Raw genomic sequence first — 10,874 nt, forward strand, 5'->3', positions numbered from 1 at the left:
ACCCCCTGCATGCCATGCAGGTGCGCTACCAGCTGCGCCACAGGCCCGGATGCTGCCCCAAGAGGCAACTAGAACAGATTACTACATCGGTGGACGCCAGCCGAACCGATGCAGCATCCGCTCTCAGTCTGTGACAGCCTGCGCCGGTCGATCGATGGGGACGATCGGGCAGTCCTTCCAGAGGCGTTCCAGGCCGTAGAAGGCTCTCTCCTGCTCGTGGAACACGTGGACGACCAGATCACCGAAGTCCAGCAGTATCCACCGCGACTCTTGGCGCCCCTCGCGGCGCAGACGCTTGTGTCCTGCCTCCAGCAGCTTCTCTTCGATCTCGTCGGCGATCGCCGCGACATTGCGTTCGCTGCGACCGGTCGCGAGCAGAAAGATATCGACGAGCGGGAGCGGCTCCGAGACATCCAGCGCCACGAGGTCCTCGGCACCCGTCGCCTCAGCCGCGGCAGCCGCGATCGCGAGCATCTGCTTCGACGTTTCAGTAGCCGTCACGCGCGCGCTCCCGTGCTCGCGTAACCCAACGAACCGGCGCAGCGCGTCACGAGAACACCCCTGTCGCGAAGGCGAGGATCAGGACGCCCACCAGAGCCAGCGCGAGAACGCCTGCGGTAATGGCGAGGGTCAGCATGAGCCGCGAGCCCTTCTCAGGCGCAGGGGGCTTGATGATCTCAGCCGTCGTCTTCACCGTACTGATCGCTGCGCTGGCGGCGATCGGCGTCGGCGACGAGTGCTGCGGGATTTCCCCGTCGGCAAACGTGGCATCGATGTCAAAGCCCTCGGAGGTGCCGGGCATCTGCCCGGTCGTCGCGAAAAGGTCGGGCAGTGCCAGGCTGCCGGTGACGAGCACCTCGCCTGTGGCGTTGACGGGGGCCGTGATGCCCTGCGGCGGGGAATCCGTAACGATCAGCGCGCTGCCGGTGCCGGTCGAGCCCGCGCTGGGACGCGAGATGAGCTGGTCGAAACTCGGTCGCGGGTCGGGCTCTGTCGCCACGCCAGCGAGCAGTGCCGATCCGAGCTGCGGGCTCACCGTGCCGCGCTCCGCAGGTTCGCCCGACGCGAGTCCGGCCGCGGCCTGGGAGATCGGATGCTCCTCCGGCGATACCGGCGGAACCGAGACGAAGGGCACACGGTGGTCACCGTCAGGATTGTTGACGGCGAGAGCGTCAGTGTTGCCGGTACGCTCCCGGGCGCGCCGGCGGGTCAGAGGAGCCCCGTCAGGATCGGGAGTTGGCTCTGACGGGCTAGGGCCCGAACCCTGGCCTTTATCAGCCACGGCTGGCGACTCCTCCGCCGGAGCCGGTGCGGGCTCTCTCGAGGGGTCAACCGATCCCCCGGATGCCGCGGGCTCGGCTGACTCACCGGTCTCGGACGCCTCATCGGCGGAGTCCGCCGTGGCAGGAGCCTGCCCGACGTCCTGACGATCGTCGGCGTCGGACGGCGCCTTGGCCTCGTTCGCAGCTGTCGTCGCCTGGGCCGGCGGCATGATCGGCGTGCCCTCGGGCGTCAGGATCGGGGTTGCACCCGTGCTGCGGAGCTCCCGAAGCTGCCGACGCGTCAACGGCTGGTTCGGTTGCTGCTCATTCGTCATTCGTTGCTCCGATACAGATGGTGCTTCGCAATGTATTGGACGACTCCGTCAGGGACCAGGTACCACACGGGGTGTCCCCCGCGAACCCGTCCTCGACAGTCCGTCGACGAGATCGCCAGCGCGGGGATCTCTAGTTGGCTTACGTCCTCGACAGGGAGCCCGTCCGTGTTCAAGACGTGGCCGGGTCGTGAGACGGCGACAAAGTGCGCCAACTCCCACAGTTCATCATGATTTCTCCAGCTGAGGATCTGCGCAATCGCATCCGCGCCGGTAATGAAGTACAAATCCGCGTCGGGATTGAGTCGCTGCACGTCACGGAGAGTATCGATCGTGTAGGTCGGGCCGTCTCGATCGATATCGACACGGCTGACCGAGAAGCTGGGGTTGGATGCCGTCGCGATCACCGTCATGAGATACCGATGCTCGGACTCCGTGACGTCGCTCTTCTGCCAGGGCTGTCCGGTGGGAACGAACACCACCTCGTCCAGCCCGAAGGAGTCGGCAACTTCGCTTGCCGCGACCAGGTGCCCGTGGTGGATGGGATCGAACGTCCCGCCCATCACCCCGATTCGGCGTGCTCGTGCTGCCGACATCGGATGCCTAGTGGCCGTGCCCCGATCGCTGCAGCTCAGCCGCGTGGGTCTTTGCGTAAGCCTCCGCCTTGTGCGCGTGACGGTTCGCGACGTTGCGGTACGACGCAGTCACAAGCGCCAAGAGCCCGAAGACAGCCAGGGCGATGATCCCGAAGATGACGGTCTCCAATGCCACGTTGCCGTGGTGCTCCGACTCTTCTGCGGCGAAGGCGAGAAGCGAGACGAGGGTCATTGAAACTCCGTTCGTGGCTGCGGCGACAGGTGCGCGTATCCAGCTTAGCTCTCAGCCGCGCACCTGACCGGCACCGCGCACCAGCCACTTCGTGCTCGTCAGTTCAGGGAGCCCCATAGGACCCCGGGCATGGAGCTTCTGGGTCGAGATCCCGACCTCGGCGCCGAAGCCGAACTCGCCCCCGTCCGTGAACCGCGTCGACGAGTTGACCATGACCACCGCAGAGTCCACCTCCGCGAGGAAGCGCTCAGCAGCCGCGGGATCCTCGGTGATGATCGATTCGGTGTGCTGCGAGGAGTATGTGCGGATGTGCTCGAGCGCGGCATCCAGGTCGTCAACGACACGGATGGCGACGTCGAGGCTCAGGTACTCCGTTGCCCAGTCCTCCGGTGTGGCCGGGACTACTCCTTCGGCTCGTGCCGACACGTCGACGTCACCGTGCACGGTCACGCCGGCTGCGTGGAGAGCCGCCACCAGGTCGGGAACGAGCCGGTCAGCGGCACCACGGTGCACCAGCACCGTCTCCACAGCGTTACAGACGCTCGGCCGCTGTGCCTTGGCGTTGACGACGATATCCAGTGCCCAATCGGCGCGCGCGCTCTCATCGAGAACGATGTGAACGAGTCCGGCTCCGGTCTCGATGACCGGCACGGTCGATTCGGTAACAACCGTCTCGATGAGTTGGGCACTGCCCCGCGGCACGAGCACATCGATCAGGCCACGAGCCTGCATCATGGCCCGTGCGCCGTCGCGGCCGAAGTCATCCACGGTCTGGATCGCCTCGGCATCAACACCGACGCTCTCGAGGGCAGCCCGCATGCTCGCGATGAGCGCCCGGTTACTGTTCTCGGCGGCAGAGCCGCCGCGCAACACCACGGCGTTGCCAGAGCGCAGCGCAAGCGCAGCAATGTCGACAGTCACGTTGGGGCGCGCTTCGTAGATGGATCCGACCACACCGAACGGCACCGCCACCTTGGTCAGCGACAGGCCATTCTCGAGCCGACGCTCCTCGAGCACTCGACCGACCGGGTCCGGAAGCTCGGCGACCTCGCGCACCGCTGCGGCCAGCGCCGCGACCCGCACAGGGTCGAGGCGGAGCCGGTCCTGGAGCGCCTCCGAGAGCCCAGTGTCGCGGCCCCGTTGCAGGTCGGCCGCGTTCGCCTCGACGATCCGATCGGTGTCGGCTTCCAGACGCGCCGCAACGGCATTCAGCATGTCGCTCTTGCGCTGCGTGGAGAGCAGGCCCACCGTGCGCGCAGCGCTCTTGGCGTGCTGCATCCGCTCCCGAGCGCCGGTGACGGCATCCGTCGGTGACATCAGCGTGGTTGACATGATCGCCAGCCTACCGATCGACGGCGATGGGGCCGGTGAGAGCAGATGCGACAGGATGCGGATTCGGAGCGAACCATGTGCCGATGTTCTCGCCGCGCAGCGCCTCGTCAACGCGATCGGCGCTGGTGACAAGGACCCCCACGCCGGCAGCCGCAGCCAACCGCGCCGCGGAGACCTTGGTCGCGGCTCCCCCGGTCCCGACGCTGTTGACCACGACCGAACCAAACTGGAAACCGTGCAGGTCATCGCCCGGTTCCACGCGATCGATCGGGGTGGCACCGGGCTCGTCCGGCGGCCGCGTGTAGAGGGCTTCGATGTCACTGAGCAGAACCAGAGCGTCGGCACCAACGAGCTGGGCCACGAGGGCTGCAAGCCTGTCATTGTCGCCGAACCTGATCTCGTGCGTCGCGACAGTGTCGTTCTCGTTGACGATCGGAAGGATCCGAAGCCCCAGTAGTCGCTCCATGGCTCGCCGCGCGTTCGAGCGGTGGGTGGCATTCTCCAGATCACCGGCAGTAAGCAGGACCTGCCCGGCAAGGATGCCGAACCGGTCGAGGCTGGTCTGGTACCGCCACATGAGCACGTTCTGACCCACCGCGGCCGAGGCCTGCTGGGTTGCCAAGTCATCCGGGCGGCCGTCGAGCTTCAGAAGCGGAAGGGCTGTCGCGATAGCTCCCGAGGAGACGAGCACGACTTCGGTACCGCGCCCATGAGCCGCAGCGATCGCGGCGACGATCGCGTCGATGCGCCAGGCGTGCTCACCGCTGATTGACGATGATCCGACTTTGACGACAACCCGTCGGCAACCGAAGAGACCCTCGCGCTCGGTCACAGTCACTGCTCGTCGTCCTCCGCCTCGCCCCGTGCTGCCAGCCGTTCGGCCTCGAGTTCCTCCCGCGCCTCAGCCTTCGCGTCCATTCGCTCGTGGTAACGCTCGCGACGTTGCGCGGTCGTACGCCGCGAGTTCTGGTCGAGGCGGGGATCGGTGCCGCGCGGCGCCGTCATCAGCTCCGCTACGGAGCTCAGCGAGGGCTGCCAGTCGAAGATCACACCGTCGTCGCCGCCGATGACGACCGTCGCGCCGGGCGTCGCGCCGAGGCGATACAGCTCGTCTTCGACACCGAGCTTCTCCAGCCGGTCGGCAAGGTATCCGACAGCTTCATCGTTCTGAAAGTCGGTCTGCTGGACCCACCGCAAAGGCTTCGCGCCCAGGATGCGGTAGACCGGGCCATACGTGCCGCCCTCGACGCGGACAGAGAAGTCCTGCTCAGCGCCTTGCGGACGGATGACGACACGTTCGGGCTTCGGTGTGTCCGCCTGCGCGGCCCGGTGCTCGGCGACGATGGAGGCCAGCGCGAAGCTCAGCTCGCGGAGACCAGATCGGCTCACCGTCGAAATCTCGAAGACGCGGTAACCGCGTGCTTCAAGGTCGGGACGCACCAGATCAGCGAGATCCCGAGCCTCGGGCACGTCGACCTTGTTCAGGGCGATGACCTGGGGGCGCTCGAGCAACGGCAGTTGCCCCTCGGGAACGGGATAGGCGGCGAGTTCCGCGAGGATCACATCGAGATCGGTGAGCGGATCGCGACCCGGATCGAGCGTCGCGCAGTCCAACACGTGCACGAGCGCCGTGCAGCGCTCGACATGCCGCAGGAACTCCAGGCCGAGTCCGCGGCCGCTGCTGGCCCCTTCGATCAGGCCGGGCACATCAGCGACGGTGAAGCGCACGTCACCGGCTTCGACGACTCCAAGGTTCGGATGGAGAGTCGTGAACGGGTAATCAGCGATCTTCGGGCGCGCAGCTGAGATGGCCGCGATCAGGCTGGACTTTCCCGCAGAGGGGAAACCGACCAACGCAACGTCGGCGACCGTCTTCAACTCGAGGACGACATCGCCCTCCCACCCTGGAGTGCCAAGTAGTGCGAAGCCCGGGGCCTTGCGCTTCGGCGAGGCGAGCGAGGCATTGCCGAGACCGCCGAGACCGCCCGGGGCCACGACGTAACGCATCCCGGGCTCGATGAGATCGACGAGCACCTCGCCAGACGGGTCCTTCACGACGGTACCCAGCGGAACAGGAAGCTCGATGGATTCGCCGGCGGCGCCGGATCGGTTGTCACCCATCCCGAATCCGCCGTTGCCACCTGATCGGTGGGGCGAGTGGTGGTAAGAGAGCAGGGTCGTCACCTGGGGGTCGGCGACCAGCACGATGTCGCCGCCGTGGCCGCCGTTGCCGCCGTCGGGTCCGGCGAGCGGCTTGAACTTCTCACGGCGAACCGACACACATCCATTGCCGCCCTTACCCGCACGAAGGTGCAGGGTGACGCGGTCGACGAAAGTGACCATGCGCTTTCTCCTGTCTTCGGATGCTTATCGGGGCCGGATGACGGGAAGGGGCGAGCCGAAGCCCGCCCCTTCCGAAAACTGATGTCAGCTGCAGATCACTCCGCGGCGGCCACCACGTTGACGACCTTGCGGCCGCCCTTGGTGCCGAACTCGACAGCGCCGGCCGACAGCGCGAACAGCGTGTCGTCGCCGCCGCGACCAACGTTCGCGCCGGGGTGGAAGTGCGTGCCGCGCTGACGAACGAGGATCTCGCCGGCGTTGACGACCTGGCCGCCGAAACGCTTCACGCCCAGTCGCTGGGCGTTGGAGTCACGACCGTTACGGGTAGAGCTAGCGCCCTTTTTGTGTGCCATTGCTGCGCCTTCCTGGGACTTACTTGATTCCGGTGACCTTGACGCGCGTGAGGTCCTGGCGGTGCCCCTGGCGCTTCTTGTAGCCGGTCTTGTTCTTGAACTTCTGAATGACGATCTTCGGACCGCGCTCTTCGCCGAGAACTTCGGCGGTCACGCTGACCTTGGAAAGCCTCGCAGCGTCGGTCGTGACGGTGTCGCCGTCCACGAGCAGCACGGCCGGAAGCTCGACCTTGTCGCCGATCTTGGCGGCGAGACGGTCGAGAACGACGATCGAGCCGACCGAAACCTTCTCCTGCCGGCCGCCGGCGCGCACTACTGCGTAAACCACTTCACACCTGTTTCTTCTGGGAGCACAGCGCTCCGGTCTGTCTGAGGGGTCATCCGTAGGGGATGACCGCTGCGGTGCGGAACCGAGGCCCTGACGTGCCGCCGTCCGGAACGCGGCACACGACGCACCAAAGGAATACTTTACCCGATGCGGCGGCGTAGTCGCAAAGCGGCCCTCATCGCCGACGACCTCAGTCGGCCAGCACCTATGATCGGCGCGTGACGATTCTGATCGACGACCCCCGCTGGCCGGCGCACGGCCGGTTGTGGTCGCACCTGATCAGCGACACTGACCTCGCCGAGCTCCATGACTTCGCGGAGCAAAACGACATCCCGCGCCGCGGTTTCGACCGTGATCACTACGACGTTCCCGCCGAGGCGCACGCGAGGCTCGTGGCGGCCGGAGCGCGGCCCGTCGACGGTCACACGCTGGTTCGCGCGCTCATCGCGTCGGGGCTGCGTGTGACGGCACGTGAGCGCCGTCAGGGCACGTAGGGACGACGGTCAGGACTCGTCGTCCGACCCTGCTGGCGTCGCAGAAACGGGAGTTCCTGTCAGCGCGGCAGTCGTCACACGACGCCGCCCGCGTCCCTGGCCGGGGGCCTTCGGCTCGGGTAGGGCGTTGAGCACAGAATCCAGGAGCAGTTCCTTCTCGGACTTGGGCTTCTCGGCTTCTGCCTTCTTCTTGCGACGCTTGGGCTTCTCGGGGGCCGGCTCACTCGCCTCCTGAACCGCCGCCACAACGACTTCCTCGACGGCCGCCGCATCGACGGGGGCGTGAATCGTGGATGCCGCGATCTGCGCGAGGGCCGACTTCACGCCCTCTGTGATGACGTGCGTGCCGTTGCCCGCCTGAGACGACGACGAGGAAGAGGACGAACCGTTCCCGGAAGCCGCGCCTCGGCTCCGACGCGGCGAACCATTGCCGGAAGCCGCGGTGCGGTGCTTGACGACAGGATCGTGATGAACGATGACCCCTCGACCCGCGCAGACCTCGCACGGTTCACTGAAGGTCTCCAGCAAGCCGAGGCCGAGCTTCTTTCGGGTCATCTGGACGAGGCCAAGGGACGTGACCTCAGCCACCTGGTGCTTCGTCCGATCCCGACTCAGACATTCCACCAGGCGACGTAGCACCAGGTCGCGGTTCGATTCGAGCACCATGTCGATGAAGTCGACAACGATGATGCCACCGATGTCGCGCAGCCTCAGCTGACGAACGATCTCCTCAGCGGCTTCAAGGTTGTTCTTGGTCACTGTCTCTTCAAGATTGCCGCCGGAGCCGACGAACTTTCCTGTGTTGACGTCGATGACCGTCATCGCCTCGGTGCGGTCGATCACGAGCGAACCGCCCGAGGGGAGCCACACCTTTCGGTCCAGCGCCTTCTCGATCTGCTCCGTGATCCGGAATTCATCGAACGGATCGGCGTCACCCTCGTAAGCCGACACACGCTCGAGCAGGTCGGGCGCGACACCTTCGAGGTAGCGCGAAATGGTGTGCAGGGCATCTTCACCCTGGATGAGCATCCGCGAGAAGTCCTCGTTGAACACGTCACGGACGATCTTGACCAGCAGGTCGGGTTCGGAGTGCAGCAGCGCCGGAGCACCGGTGGTCTCGACCTGGCGGTTGATGTGCTCCCACTGCGCGGTCAAGCGCTGCACGTCACGCGTCAGCTGATCTTCGGTGGCCCCTTCGGCCGCGGTGCGCACGATGACGCCCGATGACTCGGGGAGAACCTCCTTGAGGATCTTCTTCAGCCGCGCGCGCTCGGTGTCGGGGAGCTTGCGGGAAATGCCGTTCATCGCGCCGCCGGGCACGTAGACCAGGTAGCGGCCCGGCAGGGAGATCTGGCTCGTGAGACGGGCGCCCTTGTGCCCGACCGGATCCTTCGTCACCTGAACGAGAACCTTGTCGCCCGACTTCAGCGCAAGCTCGATGCGTCGCGGCTGGTTGCCGGTCTCGACCGAGTCCCAGTCCACCTCGCCGGAGTAGAGCACCGCATTGCGGCCCCGACCGATGTCAACGAAGGCTGCCTCCATGCTGGGGAGCACATTCTGGACGCGCCCGAGGTAGACGTTGCCGATGAGGGAAGCATCCTGACTGCGAGCAACGTAGTGCTCGACGAGCACGTTGTCTTCGAGCACCCCGATCTGGACCCGTCCGTTCTTCGAACGCACAACCATCACGCGGTCGACGGCTTCGCGGCGCGCCAAGAACTCGGCTTCGGTTACGACGGTGCGGCGGCGGCCCGCTTCGCGCCCGTCACGACGGCGCTGCTTCTTGGCTTCGAGACGGGTCGACCCCTTGATCCGCTGCGGCTCGGTGATCACTTCAGCCTGACGCTGACGCGATCCGTTAGACCTGTTGTCCTCGCGGGACTCTCCCCCACCGCGGCGACGATTGCGGCGCCGCGATGATCCGGAGGGCTCGGAGTCGTCAGGCTCGTCCTCAGGAAGTGCGGGAAGAGGCGTGATCTCGGGCGCATAGAACATCAGCGCCGTCGAGACCGACGACACGAAGTTCTCGGGCAGCAGCCCCAGACTGACGGCAGTGGGCGGGCCCGCCGGCTCGTCGGCCGCCTGAGCCTCGTCGTTGCTGTCCGGCTCGGCGGGAGTCTCAGCCTCGTCACTCTCCGACTCGGCAGCTGACTGCTCCGGTGCCGCACCATCGTGCTGCGGCTCGGATGCTGCGGCGTTCTCGTCACTGGCGGAGTCGATCTGCTCGTCAGCAGGTGCAGCGTCCTCGCCACCGGCATCCTGTGCGGCCGGCTGCTCCGCGTCGACCGCGCCCTCCGGCGTCTCAGCCTCGGGAACGGCAGCCGGATCGTGTTCAGCCGGCGCCGACTCCGTCGACTCGTCTTGCGAGGCAGTCTGCTCCTCGGTCTCGGCGGCGATGGAGGACTCGGTCAGGTCGTCTCGTGTGCCTTCCGTGTCGGCATCGATCGTGTTCTGTACATCGTTCTCATCGCCCATGTCGGCGTACTCCTTGCCGAGCGACCCCGCGCGTCGCCCGACGACATCTCCGCGACCCGGAGGTCGCTCATCAACTCGGTGTGCAGCAGGCTCAAAGCTCACGCTGCGACGGGCAGCCATTGCCCGGAAGTCTGTGACGACATGTCGCGCGGCGCGGCCGCGGACTCGTCCCGGCAATTATCGCACTATCGGAGCACAAACACTCCATTGGTTCGGATGACCCGCGCTTTTCAGGCGTCTCCTAAGAAGACGGATGCCAGAATTGACGCATGCCCGCAGCATCCGCTCGTCGACCCATCGGCCTTGCCGTCTGGCTCATCCTCGCCGGTGTCATCGGTTGGTACGCCGCGTTCAGCCTGACCGTCGAGCGATTCCACCTTCTGGCAGACCCGGAAGCGACAGCATCCTGCGACTTCAGCATCCTGGTGCAGTGCACGGCGAATCTGCAGTCGTGGCAGGGAAGTGTCTTCGGCTTCCCCAACCCGATCCTGGGGCTCGCTGGCTGGGTGGCACCGATCGTCGTGGGTGCCGCGCTGCTGGCCGGCGCACGCTTCGCTCGATGGTTCTGGCTGCTTTTCTGGGCAGGGATGCTGTTCGCGTTCGGTTTCGTGATCTGGCTCATCAGCCAGAGCCTGTTCGTCCTCGGCACCCTGTGCCCCTGGTGCATGGTCACGTGGAGCGTGACGATTCCGACGTTCTACGCCGTCACCGTCCACGCCATGCGCTCGGGCGCCTTTGGAACATCGCCCGGCCTGCTGCGGTTCTCGCGCGGTCTCATGAGGTGGGTACCGCTGGCGACAATCGTGAGTTACGGCATCATCGTCATCGTCGCGCAGCTGGCACCGACACGGGCTCTGACCAACATCTTCGGTCTCTAGAATCACACCGCACCGCTGGACGGGTCGGGGCGCGCAGGCCTAACGTGGCGCCATGAATCGGCGCGTCAGCACTGGAGTCATGGCGATGCTCCTCGTTGTCGCGTGCGCACCGTTGACGTCATGCCTGAGCGCTCCATCCACGGTGTGCGTCCCGACCCTGACCGTCGATCCCGACAACCCGCGGCCAGGCAGAATCGTGACAGTCTCGACCACGGATGCTTGCCCCTGGGCCGCCCCCTTCATTCGGTC

At 66.1% G+C, this 10,874-nt stretch carries 13 protein-coding genes; 3 read left to right on the forward strand and 10 right to left on the reverse strand.

The window, feature by feature from the left end; translation table 11 throughout:
- Positions 1-123 precede the first annotated feature (123 nt).
- The 9 genes from rsfS to rplU all read right to left on the reverse strand — a co-directional run bounded on the left by rsfS (position 124) and on the right by rplU (position 6,778).
- A complete protein-coding gene (gene rsfS / locus B4F19_RS07430) occupies positions 124-474 on the reverse strand; it encodes a ribosome silencing factor (RefSeq protein WP_414683105.1) in 351 nt (116 codons plus the stop codon).
- Between the two features lie 73 nt (positions 475-547).
- Positions 548-1,597, reverse strand: a complete 1,050-nt coding sequence (locus tag B4F19_RS07435) for a hypothetical protein (RefSeq protein WP_228178956.1) — start codon at positions 1,595-1,597, stop codon at positions 548-550.
- Positions 1,594-2,190 (reverse strand): nicotinate-nucleotide adenylyltransferase, encoded by a 597-nt coding sequence (gene nadD, locus B4F19_RS07440; RefSeq protein ID WP_228178958.1) that lies wholly within the window; start codon positions 2,188-2,190, stop codon positions 1,594-1,596. Before nadD ends, B4F19_RS07435 begins: the two co-directional genes overlap by 4 nt.
- A gap of 7 nt (positions 2,191-2,197) precedes the next feature.
- Positions 2,198-2,422, reverse strand: a complete 225-nt coding sequence (locus B4F19_RS07445) for a hypothetical protein (RefSeq protein WP_228178960.1) — start codon at positions 2,420-2,422, stop codon at positions 2,198-2,200.
- A gap of 51 nt (positions 2,423-2,473) precedes the next feature.
- Complete coding sequence (locus tag B4F19_RS07450) at positions 2,474-3,754, reverse strand: glutamate-5-semialdehyde dehydrogenase (RefSeq protein ID WP_228178962.1); 1,281 nt, start codon at positions 3,752-3,754, stop codon at positions 2,474-2,476.
- 10 nt (positions 3,755-3,764) lie between these two features.
- Positions 3,765-4,592, reverse strand: coding sequence for a glutamate 5-kinase (gene proB / locus B4F19_RS07455; RefSeq protein ID WP_292726296.1), 828 nt, complete (start codon positions 4,590-4,592; stop codon positions 3,765-3,767).
- A complete protein-coding gene (obgE, locus tag B4F19_RS07460) occupies positions 4,589-6,097 on the reverse strand; it encodes a GTPase ObgE (RefSeq protein ID WP_292733776.1) in 1,509 nt (502 codons plus the stop codon). The genes proB and obgE overlap by 4 nt, the downstream gene beginning before the upstream one ends.
- Before the next feature lie 95 nt (positions 6,098-6,192).
- Positions 6,193-6,450, reverse strand: coding sequence for a 50S ribosomal protein L27 (gene rpmA, locus B4F19_RS07465; protein ID WP_228178968.1), 258 nt, complete (start codon positions 6,448-6,450; stop codon positions 6,193-6,195).
- Positions 6,451-6,469: 19 nt separating this feature from the next.
- Positions 6,470-6,778: a 50S ribosomal protein L21 gene (rplU, locus tag B4F19_RS07470; protein WP_292729271.1), complete on the reverse strand. Its 309-nt coding sequence runs from the start codon at positions 6,776-6,778 to the stop codon at positions 6,470-6,472.
- 218 nt (positions 6,779-6,996) lie between these two features.
- Here rplU and B4F19_RS07475 point away from each other — a divergent pair, with 218 nt between their 5' ends.
- Entirely contained in the window at positions 6,997-7,272 is a 276-nt protein-coding gene (locus B4F19_RS07475) for a DUF4031 domain-containing protein (protein ID WP_228178227.1), read from the forward strand.
- Positions 7,273-7,281: 9 nt separating this feature from the next.
- Here B4F19_RS07475 and B4F19_RS07480 read toward each other — a convergent pair whose 3' ends face one another.
- A complete protein-coding gene (locus tag B4F19_RS07480; RefSeq protein WP_292733791.1) occupies positions 7,282-9,747 on the reverse strand; it encodes an Rne/Rng family ribonuclease in 2,466 nt (821 codons plus the stop codon).
- A gap of 269 nt (positions 9,748-10,016) precedes the next feature.
- Here B4F19_RS07480 and B4F19_RS07485 point away from each other — a divergent pair, with 269 nt between their 5' ends.
- Together B4F19_RS07485 and B4F19_RS07490 are read left to right on the forward strand one after the other, a co-directional pair.
- On the forward strand, positions 10,017-10,625 hold the full coding sequence (locus B4F19_RS07485) for a vitamin K epoxide reductase family protein (protein ID WP_292733779.1): 609 nt from the start codon (positions 10,017-10,019) through the stop codon (positions 10,623-10,625).
- Between the two features lie 52 nt (positions 10,626-10,677).
- The coding region (locus B4F19_RS07490; protein ID WP_292733782.1) for a hypothetical protein at positions 10,678-10,874 on the forward strand (197 nt) is incomplete at its 3' end.

Source organism: Microbacterium sp. UBA1097 (genome assembly GCF_002313585.1).
GTDB lineage: Bacteria > Actinomycetota > Actinomycetes > Actinomycetales > Microbacteriaceae > Microbacterium.